Here is a 17562-nt window from a genome sequence, read left to right on the forward strand (position 1 = left end):
TCCTTAGATTTGCTAAATGATTTTCCTCTTTTATTTCTGTTTTGAAAATTAATTCAGAGATTATTACAATAATTCCTATCTGTCAAGTGTGTTTTAAAGAAGTTATCATCTTTAAAATTTTTATAAGCTGTTATTGACAGGTAAAAATGTGTTTGCTATTGTTTTTAACAAGATTAATCTGATAAGTTTAGTTGGAATAAATGTGAATACCTTATCGTTAGCCATCATACAATCAAATAACTGTCGACCGGACCACTGGAGACGAAAACGATGAGTATTATTATATTCTCAATGTTTTTGTCTTTTTTTATAAAAGGTAATTTTAATAAGAATCATTTTGGGGGAGACGGACAAATGAAGAAGTATCGCTGGTTTATTTTACTTATATTATTAATGATTGCAAGTGGATGCGGCAACAATGACAGCGCAGCATCAACTGGAACGAGCGACAAGAAGAAGGATGTCGTCCTAAAAGTAGGCGCAGCATCAACACCTCACGCAGAAATATTAAAGTTTATTGAACCTAAATTGAAAGAACAGGGAATTAAACTTGAGGTTGTAGCTATTAATGATGGGATACAAACAAATGAACAAACGGCAAACGGTGAACTAGATGCAAACTATTTTCAACATACACCATACTTAGAACAAACGAATAAAGATAGCGGACTGAATCTTGTCAATGTAAAAGGAGTGCATATTGAGCCCTTCGGTGTTTACTCAAAAAAAATAAAATCGATTGATGAATTGTCAGAAGGGGCAAAGGTTGCTGTTCCAAAAGATCCAGTGAATTTTTCGCGCGCACTGCAGCTGTTTGCTGATAATGGGATTATCGAACTTGATAATGATCAATCCGGCGATAATGCCTTTACAGTTGAAGACATTTCAAAGAATGAGAAAAAACTTGAATTTATCGCAGTTGATGGACCGCTTCTAGTCCGCTCTCTCGATGATGTGGAAGCTTCGGCGATCAATACGAATTATGCCCTGGAGGCTGATCTTAAACCGGTTGACGATGCATTGATTATAGAAGGAAAGGAATCTCCTTACGTAAATATTTTAGTAACGACGCCAGACAAAAAAGATGATGAAAGCATTCAAAAGCTGGCAAAGGAACTAACTACAGAAGAGGTTAGAAAATATATAGAAGATACATTCGAGGGTGCTGTAATTCCGGCTTTCTAGTAAAGCTTAACATAATGCAGGGAAGGGATTGCCATGATTAAATTTGAAAAAGTTTCTAAAATGTTTGAAAGCGGCGGAAAAAAGATAGAAGCACTAAAAGATATTCAATTAACAGTAGATAAAGGTGATATCTTCGGCGTAATCGGATTAAGTGGTGCAGGTAAAAGCACGCTGATCCGTACTGTTAATTTGCTGGAATCTCCAACTTCCGGAGAAGTCATAGTTGATGGGCAAAATTTGGCAAAATTGTCCGATAAAGAGCTAAGGAAAGCGAAGAAAAATATCGGCATGATATTTCAGCATTTTAATTTACTTGATTCAAAAACGGTGTTTGAAAATATAGCAATGCCTCTTTTATTAAGTAAAAAGCCTAAAAAGGAAATAAAACAGCGAGTGGAGGAGCTGCTTCGTTTTGTCGGTCTGGAGGATAAAGTTGAAAATTATCCAGACCAGCTTTCAGGAGGACAAAAGCAGAGGGTGGGCATTGCTCGCGCCTTAGCGACAAATCCCTCGATTCTACTATGTGATGAAGCAACCTCGGCACTTGATCCGCAAACAACAGAATCTATTTTGAAGCTGCTCAAAAAAATCAATGAAGAATATCGAATTACGATATTGATCATTACACATGAAATGGACGTTATCAAACAGATTTGCAATCGGGTAGCCGTAATGGAGGGCGGCAAAATTATTGAAACGGGAAGTGTTTTTGATATTTTTTCAAATCCACAAACCGAGACCGCCAAAAATTTTGTTCGTTCGATCGTTCGTGATGAAATTCCGCAAAGTGTTTATGATTTGCTGGAAAACAGTGAACGCTATAGCGAAATTTATAAATTTGAATTTCTTGGAACTAGTACAGGGCAGCATGTTATTTCTGATGTAGCCAAGCTTTTTGACGTCGAAGCCAATATTTTGTTTGGAAATATTACTGAGCTTCAAGGAATTCCATTCGGTCATTTAATTGTGGAGTTGATAGGAGCCGAAGCTGAAATTGAACGTGCCAGGGCCTATATTTCAGAACAAAAAGTCAATATTAGAGAGGTGATTGATAATGTTAGAAGTAAGCACAGAACTGATCATAGCAGCCTTGTTGGAAACATTGTACATGGTTAGTGCTTCGCTTTTTTTCGGAGCTTTGATTGGGATTCCGCTGGGAATTTTGCTGGTTGTTACACGAAAAGGACATATTTTTGAAAACCGGTTTATTTTTTCGATCTTGAATCCGGTCGTAAATATCTTCAGATCTATTCCGTTTATAATATTGCTCGTGGCTATCATTCCGTTTACCAGGCTGGTTGTCGGTACAACGATAGGTACAACAGCCGCCATAGTTCCGCTAGTTTTACATATTGGGCCTTATATGTCCAGGCTTGTTGAGAATTCCTTGCTTGAGGTAAAAGAAGGCATTATCGATGCAGCCCAAGCAATGGGTGCTTCAAAGATGCAAATCATTTTCCGATTTTTAATACCTGAGGCATTTGCTTCCCTGATCCTAAGCTTAACGACGGTAACGATTGGATTGATAGGAGCGACTGCAATGGCTGGTGCTATTGGAGGAGGCGGACTTGGAGACTTGGCCATCACCTATGGCTATCAACGGTTCAGTACGATTACGATTGTCGTTACTGTAGTTCTTCTTGTTATCATCGTACAGGGTATCCAGTCGATCGGCAATGTTGTCGAACGAAAAATCAGAAGAGTATAAAAGACTGTTATTTCATAATTGCAAATAGTGGGAATTAGAGCGTTGGTTATAAAAAGACAGGGGAGAATTATAAATGAAGAAATCGGCATTATTCATATTTTTCATCGTTATTCTTGCTTTAACAGGCTGCTCAAGCGTGTCATCCAGCGGAAAAGGAGAAAAAGATAAAATTAAGGTAGGCATTAGAAATTCAGAGCTTCGTACGTGGGAATTTATCAAGGATAAGGCAGAAAAAGAAGGATTGGAGCTGGAAATTGTGAATTTTTCTTCCGCGTATGACCCGGATCAGTCATTAGCAGCGGGAGATATTGATGTAAATGCATTTCAGCACGTTGCTTATTTAGATGTTTTTAATGAAAAGAATGGTACTGATATTGTGCCAATTGGTACGACTATTATTGCTCCACTGGGCCTTTACTCTGAGAAATATAAATCTGTTGAGGAAATTCCTGATGGAGCGCAAATTGCTGTACCAAATGACCAGTCAAACTGGGGCAGGGCATTAATCCTTCTGCAGGAAGCAGGCCTCTTAACCGTTGTTGATGACTTTGATGGTAACGGCGGTGAAGATAAAATTAAAGATAACCCTAAGAAAATAGAAATTGTTCCGGTTGATGGAGCCAATACTCCACGAGTCATGCAGGACACAGCAGGTTCAATTATTAACAATGGTGTCGCTGTTGAAGCCGGCCTTAGTTTGAAGGACGCGCTTATTCACGAAAGTAAAACAGCGAAGCCGTATATTAATATCATTGCTGCGAGAAATGAAGATAAGGATAAAGCATCTTTAAAAAAACTCGTAGAAATCTATCAATCTGATGATACTGCTAAATTCATAGAAGAAACATATAAAGGAAACTATATTCCAACCTTTATTAGCTTGGAAGAATTGAGTACTTATAAAGAGACTTATAAAAGTAAATAGGTTAAATGGGGGGAAGGAAATGACAAAAGCTAGAAAAATGAAGCTTGCGGCGTATTTAATCGGCACAGGCATGCACGTTGCTTCATGGCGGCATCCTGATTCTAAACCGAATGCAAGCATTGATCCTTCCTATTATAAAATGCTTGCACAAATCGCGGAAAAAGGGAAATTTGATATTGCCTTCATTGCAGATAGCCTGGCAGTAAACGCAGAATCTCATCCGCAGATCCTGAATCGGTTTGATCCAATCGTAATCATTACAGCAATGGCGACGGCTACAGAGAAAATCGGAATCGCGGCAACAGCATCAACGACTTACAATGAACCTTACACGCTTGCGCGTCAGTTTGCATCTGTAGATCACGTAAGCGGAGGGAGAGCAGGCTGGAATGTTGTGACTACGGCTGATGCTACAGGAGAAACTGCTCTGAATTTTAGCCGCGAAAATCACTGGGAGCATGATCATCGCTATGAACGAGCGGAAGAATTCCTTGATGTTGTCAAGGGGTTATGGGATTCATGGGAAGATGATGCATTTATATATAATAAGGAATCAGGAAAGTTTTTTGATCAAAATAAAGTACATGAACTCCATTATAAAGGGAAATATTTCTCGGTAAAAGGACCATTAAATATTGCACGCTCTTCGCAAGGACAGCCGGTAATAATTCAAGCTGGTTCTTCTGAGCCGGGGCAAAGGTTGGCGGCAAGAACCGCAGAAGTTGTATTTGCCCATCGGGATAATATTGAGGAAGCAAAGAGCTTTTATAAAGAGCTTAAAGCAAGGCTCCCAGAGTATGGCAGAACCGAGGATGAACTCCACATCCTTCACGGCATTTCCCCGATCGTTGGAGAAACTGAGGAAAAAGCTCTGCAAAAATACTATGACTTGCAAAAGCTCGTTGATCCATACGAAGGCTTGAAGTTCGTATCAGGATACATGGGCAATGTCGATTTCACAAAATACAGCCTTGATACACCTGCATCAGAGGTGGAATTTCCTCCTGTTAACAGTATCCAAAGCCAGTTTACTGAAATGAAAAAAATCATCGAGGAAGAAAACCTAACTATTGGCGACCTTTACACGAGATTTTTTGGTGCAGCAAGAAGAGACGGATTTGTCGGTACACCTGCTCAAATTGCAGATGAGATGGAAAAGTGGTTCACTGAAAAAGCTGCTGATGGATTTATGGTTCAATTCCCCTTGCTGCCAGATGGGCTTAATGATTTTGTGAATCTTGTAATTCCTATTTTGCAGGAACGGAGGTTATTCCGTCTCGATTATGAAGGAGATACTCTTAGAGATCATTTAGACCTCAATAAGCCTAATAATCAATTTGTTCAAGAAGACCGGACAAATAAAACAGTTTCTAAATGAGACAGAATTACTAGAATTCAAAGTAAGTATAAAAAATAGGGCGGCGTACACGTGATGGTCCGCCTTCTTTAAAAATAGTTTTTAATATTTAATTTTCTGACGTGTCTTGATCGCCGAGCCCCGGTTCATTCGTTGCATCTTTGATTATATTCTTTCCATTTTTCTTAGCAATTTGATTGGCGTTCTCTACATCTTCTCCTATGTGTTTTTGTCCCTCTTGGCTAGCCTTTTGTTTTCTCCCCTTTTGACTTCATGTTTTCATTATTATATTCCATAGCGATTCCTTCCTTTCACTCTAGATCTATCTATCCTTTTTGTGTACATGACCACTAATACTAATCATTCAATCCTTTGAGAAACAATTTGAAAAGATGGCAATAGCCCTATCCTTTTTTTATCTATCATATAACATATTGTATCGCTTATTAAGAGAGGTCAGACCCGACAAGATTTTCTAGCACCTAAAACGAAGACCTGGAAGAAGAATGACATAACGTTGAAATTTTTTTCAAACACGTATCGTATTCACAAGAGAAATTCCTTTTCAATCAAACCTAATAAATAAGTCATTAGGCAAGTGAGTTGGCTTAAAGCAGAGAAGTTTTGGTTTTCAAATCAAAATATTATTAGAAAGAAGAGAACATTTATGTCAAGGGTTTCTATTGTAATTCCATTCTACAATTGCCCATACATCGACCAAGCGATTGAGAGTGCATTAAACCAGACATATCCCAACATTGAAGTCATTGTCGTAAACGATGGGTCGACTGAATATACGGAAAAATTAACTCCCTTTTTAAAACGGATCGTATATGTGGAAAAGGGAAATGGAGGCACGGCGAGTGCTCTTAATTTAGGAATTTTGAATGCAACAGGGGATTATATCGCCTGGTTAAGCTCAGACGATCTATATTACAAAGATAAAGTATCAAAACAACTAAACTTCATGAGACAGAAAAATACCCCTATTAGCTATACAAATTTTTCGTTAATTAATGAAAATACCCATGTTTTCTCAGAATTTGCAGGTAAATACTTTATGGATAAAATTAGTTTTTTGCAATTTTTACTAGTCTCAAATCCGATTAATGGCTGCACTGTCATGATGAATAAAAAGATTTTCTCGGAAATTGGCTTTTTTAATGAGAAATTAAAGTTTACACAGGATTACGATTTTTGGCTTCGTGCCGTGCAGCATTATGAATTCTTTTATATGCATGAAGCGCTCGTTAAATATCGAATCCACAATCAGATGGGAACTCAAAGGTTTCATGAGATATTAATTAAAGAATTTGAAATGATAAAACAAAGGTATGATAGTGCAATAGGTAAGTTAATTACTAAAGAAATGGACCTGCATAACTAATTTTGAATTTTTAATAAAAGTGAATCACTAATTCGGAGGTAATACAATGAACGACGTTGGAATGGTAATGCCGGTTTATAACCAAGATCCTCATTATTTAATATTGGCTTTAAATTCAGTTCTCCAACAAACTTACAAAAAATTTCATCTAGTAATTGTAATTGATGGTGCAAATGAAGAGACGAGGAACATTATTTATTCTTATCAAAATGATCCAAGAATAACAATTATTGAAAAGCCGGTCAACGAGGGAATTTCAAAGGCTCTGAACACTGGATTTGATTACTTATTTACTATAGATGAGGTTCAATATTTAACATGGGGATCAAGTGATAATATTTTATATCCTGATTTTATAAAAAAGCTCCGTAAAAAACTAATAAATGCACCTTCAAATGTTGGACTTGATTATAGTTGTTTTGATCATATAGATGAACACGGGAACTGCAAGTATAGCAAATCCGAACAAGATGGATTCCGTGAATGGCAACGAAATTGTAAGAAAGAAGACATGCTGGATGCCGGTTTTATTGGAACCTCCTTTATGTATAAAAAAATCTATGCACAGCAAACCGGCGGATATTATCTCGAGCCAGTCGAGGATTATGAATATTGGCTGCGTCTCTCAGAAATTTGTGATATTGAATTTGTAGCAGAAGATCTGATGGGTTACAGATTTCATTCACCATTAAGTCTTTCGAGACAGATTCATACTGATGATATAAAGCATCGCTGGTGGCGGGACCAGTTTAATTCAGCCAGAGATAAAGCTCGTAAACGAAGAGGGATACCATACGAAACAACCATTCTTTTTCCTGTATTCACTCTCGATGATAAAACATTTGAAGATATAGAAAATCTATTGGAACAATACTATTCTCACTACTTGTTAATCATACTAGACTGTACGCATCAGGTAAGAAACAAATTGGTAAATATGGGGATAACTGATGTCAGAATTAGAGTGATAGAAACTTCTGAAGCAGAACTAAACCTCTCGCATCATATGAATACGACATCGACCGCCATCACATTACTATATTCAAAAGGTTATAATTTAAAAGATAGTTTATGTCTAACCAAATTAATTAATATGTTAAACATTTCGAATAGTCTCGGTTACAGGAAGGCTTAAACAAGAAAACTCATATTTTTTTGGAGGTGGGCTCCTTTAAGGGGAATTGAATGAACGTATTATTTGTTTTTTATATACCAAGCGGCGGGGTTGAAACTTTGAACCGTCAGAGATGTGCAGCTTTGAAAAAATTCAATATCAACTGCCATTGTCTGTATTATGAAACTAGGAGAGATATGGTCAATCACTTTGATGGTCCTACTTTTATTGGAAAAGATCCAAAAATGATTAAAGAAATATTAGACAATGGACAATATAGTGCTATTGTTATCGTCTCTGATTATAATATTCTGCCATTATTCAGAAGTTTAGGCTATCAAGGAAAGTTAATTATAGAAATTCAAGGTCTAGGTTCAAAAAAATTTGCAAGAGAATTCCTCACTAACGGCAGTCCCGCAATCAACAGTCATGCAAATGCGTTACTCAATCCTAAAACTCCGCATATTGTAGATTTGATGGACGAATTATTTCCCGCGATCCCAAAATTCAGCTTCAATAATTGTTTCGATACAGGTCAATTTGGTTATCAAAAGCTCCCACAAGCTCCACATCCAATCATCGCTTGGATTGGCCGGATTGAAGATAATAAAAACTGGAGAGAATTCCTCCACATCGGCCATCAGCTCATCCATCAATTTAACCCGAATATACAGTTATATATGTTTGAAGACAAAACGCTTTCTGTTCCTCATGAACGCATAGAATTTGAAAAATTGATATATCAGTTAGGCTTAGTAAATAATCTTTCAATCTTTGAAAATATTCCAAATGCAAAAATGGCTGAGTATTTTTCGATAATCGGAGACTCAGGTGGTTTTCTATGTATGACATCCAAGGTGGAGGGCGCTCCCTATTCAGCCCTGGAAGCTTTAAGCTGCAGGTGTCCGATTTTAACGACGAATTCTGACGGTGTGAAAAGCTCTGTTATTTACAACCAAACTGGAAAGTATTATATATTAGGGAATGTACAGCAAGCAGTTTTAGAAGCGATTGATTTAATGACCAATGTGGAATTAAGAGAATATATACGCTCCAATGGATTGATCCATGTAAGTACAAATTTTAGCCATGATCAATACAGCCATAATTTTATAAATATGCTTACGGCATTGGGTGTGACTGAATAATTGCGGAGTCCGCAAGCATTTCTGCTTCATATGGTTTGTATTTTGAAGGACCCGAACTATCTGAATATCAAATAACAAAACAGGCTGACATACGCGTTAGCCTGTTTTATTGAAGATGTAATTTATCAGTTCTTGCTGATTTATAAGAAAATATTCGGAGAGGGTTGTAAGAGGTGAAGAGTCAGCCTCCTAGCAACCTCCTTTGTTTTAAGCAAAGTTGTACTAATTAAAGGAAATCAAATTGTATGAATATGAGTAATGATATTAGACTAAAAAAGTTAACATAGTTTATGATAAACTAAATAAACATTTGAGGTGTCTACATGAGAGAAAAACGTATGATGAAGATTTCAAAAGAAGAACGGTACAAATGAGGATCGACCAAAACAAGTAGAATATCAGAGGGTCAATTCAAAAGCGAATTCGTGAATTGGAGGAGGAGAATGCCATTATAAAAAAATGCTATACACTTCTTCGCGAAAGACCACTGGTAATTTTCTCATTCATCTAGGAGAATCGCTTCAAATTGTGTAGAGAAGATGTGCAAAGTGATGAATGTTTCCCCGAAGCTGTTATCACAAATGGGCGGATCGTCCGGAAAGTGAACGGACAAAACGTCACCCGTGTTTGTTAGCGTCGTCTATTCGACTTGTTGCTCGTGGCATGCCGAAACTTCATATGGGTTTGTCAAATGGAGATAAAGAAAAAATTAATAAAAACAAGCTTTGACTTTATTACTCGATATCTATACAGAAGGAGAAAGACTATGACAATCAGTGAAGACAAGATGAGCAGGGAAAGTAAACTTATTCTCTTCATCTTAATTTTAGGGAATTTCCTATGTTTAATAAGTGAAACGGTTATGAATGTTGCCTTACCAAACATCATTTCAAATTTTCATGTTAGTACAAGTTCCGCTCAGTGGCTAACTACGGGATATATGCTGATTATTGGAATATCAGTTCCCATATCTGCCTTTTTGATTCAAAGATTTACGCTTAGACAGTTGTTTATCACAGCAATGGGCTTATATGTAGTTGGTTCGTTTATGGCTCTTATCACGCCTTTATTTTCGGTACTGTTAATAGCCAGAATGATTCAAGCCCTAGGAACAGGCATTGTTTTACCATTAGTCATGAGTACGATGTTAACGCTTGTACCCATACATAAGCGCGGAACAGTGATTGGGATATTTCAAGTAGCAATTTTATTTGCGCCGGCCATAGGACCTGTACTTTCAGGTTTAGCCATTCAATATTACTCATGGCGCATTATCTTCTTAGGACTTTTTATCGCAGCAGTGGTTATATTATTGTTTGCCGTTTATAAACTTAAAAACGTGTTGAAAACTTCTAGACCAACCATTCATATTCCCTCTGTTGTTCTCTCTACTCTAGGTTTTGGAGGAGTCGTGTATGGGTTTAGTGTAGCTGGCGAAGGCTCTGGATGGAGCAATCCATTTGTATGGATTACACTTGCTATTGGAGTGATAGCCCTTGCTGTTTTTGTGAAAAAACAAACAAAGATGGAATCTCCTCTGATTAGTATGGAGCCATTTAAATCATCTATTTTTTCTCGGTCCATCTTTTTGATGTTTTTGATCATGATGATCCAGTTTTCGATGATGCTTATTTTACCTCTCTATTTTCAAACGGCTGCTGAGTTATCTCCTTTAGAAACCGGAATACTTATGCTACCTGGTGGAATAACTCTCGCCTTCACCGCGATGATAGGGGGAAGATTATTTGATAAAATTGGCTTTAAACCGCTCCTAATCGTTGGTTTAGTTCTTTTACTCTTTATATTAGGTTTATTTACTCGCATTTCGAGTGAAACAACCACAATGGAAGCTATGATTTTATATGCCTTCTTTACGATTGGCGTAGGACTAACCGTTGGACCTGTTATGACGCTGGCACTAAACCAAGTTCCGAAAGAGCTGCACGCTCACGGCTCAGCCATTTCGAATACAATTAATCAAATTGCAGGTGCCATCGGTCCAGCTCTTTATACAAGTGTAATGACAATGACATCTCAACACTTTATTGAAGAGTCGTCTGAAGCGAATAAAATGATTCTCAAAATACAAGGCATGACAAAAGGAGTTCATTCTGTCTATTATGCAGCTCTGGTTTTTGCTGTTGTTTCTTTCTTATTAGCACTTACTTTAAAGAGAGAGAAACAGGTTGAAACTAAGTAATTGTTGTATTGAAAAGAACTTATGTGAATAAGCATAACTTCTCCAGCAACTTGACGTTAACGACTAACTCTCTAGAAGAAAACAATGTGATAATCTCTTAACATGTCAATTTAGCTAAATCATGAGGCCCTTTAAGGGTCTTTTTTTATTCTATCGATGGGATGAATAAATAATGACAACCGTGTTAGTCCGTATTCTATAGTTCCATTGCCAGCATGACGAAAATCGCAGAAAATCTGGAGCTTGAAAGATTAGTTTTTCATCAAATCTCTCGAATCTTCCGTCTCATTTAGAGGACATCCCCATAATCATGTGGAAGAAGAAAAGGAAGAAAAATCGGACAGGCTATTAAAAGGGGGATTTTTTTGTATAAGAAGCTGTCGTTACTCTTATTGTTGCTGCTTATGACGGGCTGTTCCCAAAATGAACCGGATGAGGAGCCCCGTGAAACAACCGCACCAGGAGTTGAATCACCGGATAACGAGGTTATTGCCGAGCATTTAGATATCCCGTGGAATATTGCTGGATTCAATGGCACATTTTATTTAACGGAGAGAAATGGATCGATATCTTCGGTTATCGATGGTCAAGTTGAACAAATGCAGCTTCAGCTTAAGGAAGAGGTTCATGCAGTAGGGGAAGGCGGACTTTTAGGATTCGTGCTTCATCCAGACTTTGGTGAAAACCGTGAAGCTTTTATTTATCATAGCTACTTGGATAACAATGAAATGAAGAACAGAGTGGTTAAAGTAAAGCTTGAGGATCGAACTTGGACGGAAACGGAAACCATTATGGCTGATATTCCGGGAGCTACATTTCACAATGGAGGCAGGCTTGCAATTGGACCTGATGAAAAGCTCTATATTACAACCGGGGATGCAGGTGTTCCGGATTCAGCACAAGCCCCCGGCAATGTGGCAGGAAAGATTCTTCGTGTTGAGTTAAACGGAGACATCCCGGCGGATAATCCATTTTCCGGAAACCCGGTATACAGCTATGGCCATCGCAATCCTCAAGGGTTGGCATGGATCGGTAATGATCTTTACAGTTCGGAGCATGGTCAATCTGCTCACGACGAAATCAACAAAATCGAACCTGGTAAAAATTACGGCTGGCCGTTAATAGAAGGAGACGAAACACAAGAAGGAATGCAGGCTCCGCTTGTCCAATCGGGTGAAACGACTTGGGCTCCATCAGGAATCGAGGCAGATGCTAATACCATATATATGTCCGCTCTTAGAGGAGAAGGGATCTATACCATTGATCCGAAAACAGCTGAAGTTTCCAAATGGCTGGATGGCTATGGAAGGATCAGAGATGTAAAAATCATAGATGATCATCTTTATTTTATTACAAACAATGGAGATGGAAGAGGAACAAAGGGTGAAACAGATGACCGCCTCGTTCGGGTTGCATTGCCATAAATGTAATCCGCTTTTTTTGCCAAAAATAAGTGTCATTAGTCTCTTTTTTTCAAAATAACTTTATTTTTACAATTAAAATACTATTTCTACACAATTCGATGATATTTTTTATTTGTATGAAAAAAAGGGAGGAAAAACATGAAGAGGCTGACGAAATTGCCTGTTGTAAGGCTGCTATTGGTTCTGGCATTAATTGTACCGGGGACTCTTTCTTATGTTGTACCTGCGGCAAATGCAGAGGTACAATCGGAAACATCCTTATCAGTTGCCGATGCAATAGGCAATAATCAAGGGGAAGGAACTGTTGAAGGCTATATTGTTGGGTATACGGTAAGTAAAACAACGATTCAAAAGGATCCGCCATTTAAAGACAATTATAATCTTGCCATTGCAGATAGCAAAGACGAAACGGACACTGCAAGGATTCTTCCGGTTCAGCTTACTGCAGGATATAGAGATCAATTCGGGCTAGCAGCAAATCCGGGTAATATTGGGAAAAAAGTGAAAATTACCGGGAAGTTAGAGCCGTATTTTACAATTCCCGGTTTGAAAAGTCCGTCTGCGATAGAATTTGTAGATGACGGGGGAGAAGCGCCGCCTCCTGAAACCGGTATCACTAATATTGACGAGGCTAAAACAAAGCAAAACCAAACGGTTCAAGTGCAGGGGATTGTAACGACTGATTCAAAAGCCATCGGAAATACGGGTCAATATACCTCTTACATACAGGACAAAACCGGCGGAATAAACGTGTTCAATTTATCCCAAGGGACTTTTCCTGAATTAAAAGAAGGGATGAAGGTTAACGTTTCCGGAAAGATCACCGAGTATAATAAACTGACTGAAATCGTTCCGGAATCAGTAGAGGTTATTTCAAGCGGAAACGCACTTCCGGCACCAGTTTCACTACCCATTCATGATCTTTTGGCAAGTGAAACTGCCGAGCCATATGAAGGCAAGCTTATTAAAGTCAGGGGCTATGTCGATAAAAAACCATCTTCTGCAGCAGGTGGAGGATACAGCGTTGCAATTATCAATGATCAATTAGAGGGTATTACCTTGAGAATTATGCAAGGTACCGGAGCCATTGATTCAATCGAGGAAGGCAAGTGGTATGATTTCACCGGTATTTTAGGACAATACAATTCGTATCAAGTATTGCCGAGAAAGGCCGGGGACATTGAGCTTTTGGCTGAACAACCCGAACCTCCGGGACCTGATGATAATTATCAAGCAGTGGTAGAACGTGTTGTTGACGGAGATACGATCAAGCTGCAAACTCCTGTTTTAGGAGCGGATACAGTCAGATATGTAAATGTTGATACACCTGAAACCTATCACACTCCTAAAAATGAAATGGATGAGAATCAGCTGCGCCACGGAAATCAGGCAAAGGATTATTTGAATTCCATTCTCAAACCTGGTGATGAAGTTTCCCTTAAAGTAGGGAAAGAAACAAAGGATGACTACGGCAGGCTGCTCGCCCAGGTTATCCGGAAAAGCGACGGATTAAACACGAACTTAGACCTAGTCAAAAAAGGGAAAGCTGTTTCTTACTTTATATGGCCGGTAGATAACGAAGAGGATTACAAGCTCTATCAAGATGCAGTGAAAGAAGCAAAAGAAAATAAGCTTGGAATCTGGAATTCTGAAGATCCTTTGCAGGAGCTGCCGTTTGAATTCAGAGCGAGGGAACAAGGGAAAGGCCTCTTACGATATGTGGGCGATTCTTCCACAAAGACATATGTTAAGCCGGAACAATTTAAAGAAGTAGCAGTCGAAACCCGCGTGTTTTTTGCTTCGTCACAGGAGGCTGAAGGTGCAGGCTACAAGGCAAAACAAGACCAGCCTGAAGATGATAATGTCCCTTTAAGACTCTTAAGTATGAACGATCTTCATGGAAAAATTGATCAGGTGTTTAAGGATCCGGTGATCAACGGAAATCCTCTTCCTGGAACCTTTGGGCGGATGGATTATACAGCGGCATATCTTAAGAAAAGGGAAGCAGAGCAAAAGAATACGCTGATCGTTCATACAGGAGATATGATTGGCGGAAGCTCACCCGTTTCATCATTGTTTCAGGATGAACCGACCGTTGAAATTATGGAAGAAATCGGATTTGACGTAGGGACAGTAGGAAACCATGAATTTGACGAAGGCACAAATGAGCTTTTGCGGATGCTTAATGGAGGAGAGCATCCTGAAGGCAAGGGGACTAAAGGATATGACGGGCAAAATTTCCCGCTTGTTTGTGCCAACTGTAAGTATAAGGACACAGGAGAGGATTATCTGCCGCCTTATAAAATTATTCAAGTTGATGGGATTCCAGTCGCCTTTATCGGGGTCGTTACACAGTCCGCTGCCGGAATGGTGATGCCAGAGGAAATAAAAAATTTTCAATTCACTGACGAAGCTGCAGCAATCAATGAATCTGTCAATGAATTAAAAGGACAGGGAGTTGAAGCGATTGCCGTTTTAGCCCATATGACTGCTAAGCAAAATGGGAATGAGATCGTGGGTGAGTCTGCTGATTTGGCGAGAAGCGTTAACGATGAGGTAGATGTCATTTTTGGCGGACATGACCATATGGTGGCGAATGGCCTCGTCGATGGCAAACTCATCGTGCAAGCGAATGAGTATGGGAAAGCAATCGGAATTACTGATTTAGAATTGGATCCTGCAACAAAAGATATCGTGAAGAAGCAAGCAGAAATTGAATTTGTCAACCAGTCAAAAATCGAACCGGATCCAGCAGTTGCAAGTATTCTTGAAAACTATGGAAAACAGGTTGAGCCAATCATTAATGAGGTGGTAGGTACGACAGACATTGGGATGTCAGGCGGTTATTCCAATGACGGTGATAATGCTTTAGGGAACTTTATTGCCGACGGAATGCGCTGGCAAATGAATTCTGACTTTGCGCTGATGAATGGTGGAGGAATCCGTCAAAACATTGACAAAGGTGACATTACATGGGGAGAACTCTTTAATGTTCAGCCATTTAACAACGTGCTCGTTAAGCTGGAGATAAAAGGTAAGGACCTTACTGAGATTATGAATGCGCAAATCTCGCCACAGTATGGCCCTGACTACAGCATTAGCGGATTTAAATACAAATGGAGCACGGTTACTGGAAAAGTAACGGAAATCACTATGCCGAATGGAGACCCGATTGATCCTGAAAAGACATATACTGTAACAGTAAATAACTTTATGCAAACAGCAACAGGCTCTAAGTATCTTCCAATCGGCCAGCTCGGAAAAAATCCTGTAACTGGTCCTGAAGATATAGAGGCTACAGTGAATTTTGCAAAAAGCTTTACAGGACCGATTAATTATAAGGCTGAAGGCAGAATCGTTAAATTGACAACCTGTGGCTGTGATCCAGATCCGAAGCCAGATCCAGATCCGCAGCCAGGCCCGGATCCACAGCCAGGCCCGGATCCACAGCCAGGCCCGGATCCGCAGCCAGGCCCGGATCCGCAGCCAGGCCCGGATCCGAAGCCAGGCCCGAATCCGCAGCCAGACCCGGAACCAGTGGGGGCGAATTCAGGAAATAATCAGAATGAGTTACCTGATACAGCAACTGAAACCTATCACTTTATCTTACTAGGACTTCTATTAGCAGGTGGCGGATCTATTTTACTAATAAGAAGAAAGACATCTTAAGTTATTTTCATGCTCCGGACTGGACCGGTATCCTCCGGAGCATTTCTAATCATCGTGAATTTCACTTAATTAGTCCTTTCTTTTAGCTGGTGAATTTTCGCAGTGATTTCTTTTCTTTCAATACCTGCAAATGCAGTAATCGTTGGCGGTGCAGGGAGATCAAACTGTACGTGCGAGTGAGAGATCTCAAAAATAATAGTGCCGATCTTATTTTTCTGTTTGTTCTGAATGACAATCCAAAATACACGCATTTCATGATCTGGTGTTCCCCACTTGGCTTTTTCAATTGAATTCCTAAAGTTTAAGCAGCCAGCAATTACAAAATCATTTTCTTTAACTTCTTCTGCAGAATGAAAGCCGTTTTTCGCCAGCTCATTCCAAACTGGCGGGATAAGCTTATCTAAATACATGCCATACGTTGCGTCTTCATATTCAGGAAATAGTGATTTGAACTCATCGATATTTTCCTCCAGGACTTTTTTCCAGTGTTCTTCTATATAACCAGATAGCTCTCGTCCCAGCTCTTCAATTGACATCTCAGGCTTAATATTTACTATTGTCATATGTATCCCTCCGTCATTTTTTTACATTACATACCAATCGTACAACATTAAAGCAAATGCTAAAGTTTTGAAAAATATCCATTGAAATAATAGTCATGTATATAGAAAACTTTATATAAAGGTATTCATAATCGAGGGGAGGGCAGTGAATGTCAAATAAATTAAGGCCGGCTGATATAGCAAAAAGGCTGAAAATAAGCACAAGTTCTTTACGAAATTACGAAGCACGGGGAATGGTTCCTCCTCCCAAAAGATTATCCACTGGTTATCGCGTTTATACTGAGGAACACGTTGCATATTTTGAATGTATTGTGGCTATGTCTCCTGGATTTGGAATGGAGATTACATCTATTGTGCTTAAAAGCATACAACTGAAAGATCTGGACTCTGCTCTCTGGATCATTAATAAAGCCCAAGCAGCTATTTACGAGGACAAAAAAACAACAGAAAAAGCAATAACTATGTTGGAAAATATGATTAAAGAACAGTTCAGAATGGAAAAGTATATGACAATTGGCAGCATATCCACCAAAACACAAATTCCTGCTTCCACTCTGAGGTATTGGGAAAAAGAGGGCTTGATCACTTCAATACGGGACAAAAATAATAACTATCGGTTATTTGACAGGTTTCAAATGATCAAAATTTTATTAATGAAAACGACGAAAAACGCTGTTTATTCCCAAGAGATTATGCAGTTAAAAAAAGCAATGAAAAACTTGGATGGAGGGGATTTTAATAAAGCGAAAATAATTGTTTCTGATATTCAAAAGCAATTGAATAAGCGTAATCAGGAACAATTATATGGACTGTTTCATTTCTATCGTTTATGTGAAATGCTAAATTTGTATTAGCAATACGAAATTTAGGAATGAAAAAAGA

General features: G+C 38.8%; 13 protein-coding genes. 12 read left to right on the top strand and 1 reads right to left on the bottom strand.

The window, feature by feature from the left end:
- The first annotated feature begins 354 nt into the window (after positions 1 to 354).
- The 11 genes from AM592_RS02410 to AM592_RS02460 all read left to right on the top strand — a co-directional run bounded on the left by AM592_RS02410 (position 355) and on the right by AM592_RS02460 (position 16117).
- On the top strand, positions 355 to 1185 hold the full coding sequence (locus AM592_RS02410) for a MetQ/NlpA family ABC transporter substrate-binding protein (RefSeq protein WP_053605954.1): 831 nt from the start codon (positions 355 to 357) through the stop codon (positions 1183 to 1185).
- Between the two features lie 33 nt (positions 1186 to 1218).
- Positions 1219 to 2301 (top strand): methionine ABC transporter ATP-binding protein, encoded by a 1083-nt coding sequence (locus AM592_RS02415; RefSeq protein WP_053602297.1) that lies wholly within the window; start codon positions 1219 to 1221, stop codon positions 2299 to 2301.
- Positions 2240 to 2893, top strand: coding sequence for a methionine ABC transporter permease (locus AM592_RS02420; protein WP_053602298.1), 654 nt, complete (start codon positions 2240 to 2242; stop codon positions 2891 to 2893). Before AM592_RS02415 ends, AM592_RS02420 begins: the two co-directional genes overlap by 62 nt.
- Positions 2894 to 2966: 73 nt before the next feature.
- Positions 2967 to 3818, top strand: a complete 852-nt coding sequence (locus AM592_RS02425) for a MetQ/NlpA family ABC transporter substrate-binding protein (RefSeq protein ID WP_053602299.1) — start codon at positions 2967 to 2969, stop codon at positions 3816 to 3818.
- A gap of 19 nt (positions 3819 to 3837) precedes the next feature.
- Positions 3838 to 5196, top strand: coding sequence for an LLM class flavin-dependent oxidoreductase (locus AM592_RS02430; RefSeq protein WP_053602300.1), 1359 nt, complete (start codon positions 3838 to 3840; stop codon positions 5194 to 5196).
- A gap of 646 nt (positions 5197 to 5842) precedes the next feature.
- Positions 5843 to 6562, top strand: coding sequence for a glycosyltransferase (locus AM592_RS02435; protein WP_053602301.1), 720 nt, complete (start codon positions 5843 to 5845; stop codon positions 6560 to 6562).
- 46 nt (positions 6563 to 6608) lie between these two features.
- A complete protein-coding gene (locus AM592_RS02440) occupies positions 6609 to 7697 on the top strand; it encodes a glycosyltransferase family 2 protein (RefSeq protein WP_053602302.1) in 1089 nt (362 codons plus the stop codon).
- A 50-nt stretch (positions 7698 to 7747) separates the two neighbouring features.
- Positions 7748 to 8824 (top strand): glycosyltransferase family 4 protein, encoded by a 1077-nt coding sequence (locus tag AM592_RS02445; protein WP_053602303.1) that lies wholly within the window; start codon positions 7748 to 7750, stop codon positions 8822 to 8824.
- A 766-nt stretch (positions 8825 to 9590) separates the two neighbouring features.
- Complete coding sequence (locus AM592_RS02450; RefSeq protein WP_053602304.1) at positions 9591 to 11024, top strand: MDR family MFS transporter; 1434 nt, start codon at positions 9591 to 9593, stop codon at positions 11022 to 11024.
- 365 nt (positions 11025 to 11389) lie between these two features.
- On the top strand, positions 11390 to 12448 hold the full coding sequence (locus AM592_RS02455) for a PQQ-dependent sugar dehydrogenase (RefSeq protein ID WP_225970321.1): 1059 nt from the start codon (positions 11390 to 11392) through the stop codon (positions 12446 to 12448).
- Between the two features lie 138 nt (positions 12449 to 12586).
- Positions 12587 to 16117 carry a 5'-nucleotidase C-terminal domain-containing protein gene (locus AM592_RS02460; RefSeq protein ID WP_053602305.1) on the top strand — a complete coding sequence of 1177 codons (3531 nt, stop codon included), beginning with the start codon at positions 12587 to 12589 and terminating at the stop codon, positions 16115 to 16117.
- Between the two features lie 65 nt (positions 16118 to 16182).
- Here the strand turns inward: AM592_RS02460 and AM592_RS02465 are convergent, their stop codons facing one another.
- The gene (locus tag AM592_RS02465; protein WP_053602306.1) at positions 16183 to 16680 is read right to left on the bottom strand and encodes a DUF6022 family protein; all 498 of its coding nucleotides are present in this window, start codon (positions 16678 to 16680) and stop codon (positions 16183 to 16185) included.
- Positions 16681 to 16829: 149 nt separating this feature from the next.
- Between AM592_RS02465 and AM592_RS02470 the strand changes: the two genes are divergently transcribed.
- Positions 16830 to 17534 (top strand): MerR family DNA-binding transcriptional regulator, encoded by a 705-nt coding sequence (locus tag AM592_RS02470; RefSeq protein WP_053602307.1) that lies wholly within the window; start codon positions 16830 to 16832, stop codon positions 17532 to 17534.
- Positions 17535 to 17562 lie beyond the last annotated feature (28 nt).

The organism is Bacillus gobiensis (assembly GCF_001278705.1).
GTDB classification, from domain to species: Bacteria; Bacillota; Bacilli; order Bacillales; family Bacillaceae; genus Bacillus; species Bacillus gobiensis.

Excerpts from the sequence above, each read along its gene's own strand:
- AM592_RS02410 (WP_053605954.1), top strand. The coding sequence starts at position 355 with ATGAAGAAGTATCGCTGGTTTATTTTACTTATATTATTAATGATTGCA.
- AM592_RS02415 (WP_053602297.1), top strand. The coding sequence starts at position 1,219 with ATGATTAAATTTGAAAAAGTTTCTAAAATGTTTGAAAGCGGCGGAAAA.
- AM592_RS02420 (WP_053602298.1), top strand. The coding sequence starts at position 2,240 with ATGTTAGAAGTAAGCACAGAACTGATCATAGCAGCCTTGTTGGAAACA.
- AM592_RS02425 (WP_053602299.1), top strand. The coding sequence starts at position 2,967 with ATGAAGAAATCGGCATTATTCATATTTTTCATCGTTATTCTTGCTTTA.
- AM592_RS02430 (WP_053602300.1), top strand. The coding sequence starts at position 3,838 with ATGACAAAAGCTAGAAAAATGAAGCTTGCGGCGTATTTAATCGGCACA.
- AM592_RS02435 (WP_053602301.1), top strand. The coding sequence starts at position 5,843 with ATGTCAAGGGTTTCTATTGTAATTCCATTCTACAATTGCCCATACATC.
- AM592_RS02440 (WP_053602302.1), top strand. The coding sequence starts at position 6,609 with ATGAACGACGTTGGAATGGTAATGCCGGTTTATAACCAAGATCCTCAT.
- AM592_RS02445 (WP_053602303.1), top strand. The coding sequence starts at position 7,748 with ATGAACGTATTATTTGTTTTTTATATACCAAGCGGCGGGGTTGAAACT.
- AM592_RS02450 (WP_053602304.1), top strand. The coding sequence starts at position 9,591 with ATGACAATCAGTGAAGACAAGATGAGCAGGGAAAGTAAACTTATTCTC.
- AM592_RS02460 (WP_053602305.1), top strand. The coding sequence starts at position 12,587 with ATGAAGAGGCTGACGAAATTGCCTGTTGTAAGGCTGCTATTGGTTCTG.
- AM592_RS02465 (WP_053602306.1), bottom strand. The coding sequence starts at position 16,680 with ATGACAATAGTAAATATTAAGCCTGAGATGTCAATTGAAGAGCTGGGA.
- AM592_RS02470 (WP_053602307.1), top strand. The coding sequence starts at position 16,830 with ATGTCAAATAAATTAAGGCCGGCTGATATAGCAAAAAGGCTGAAAATA.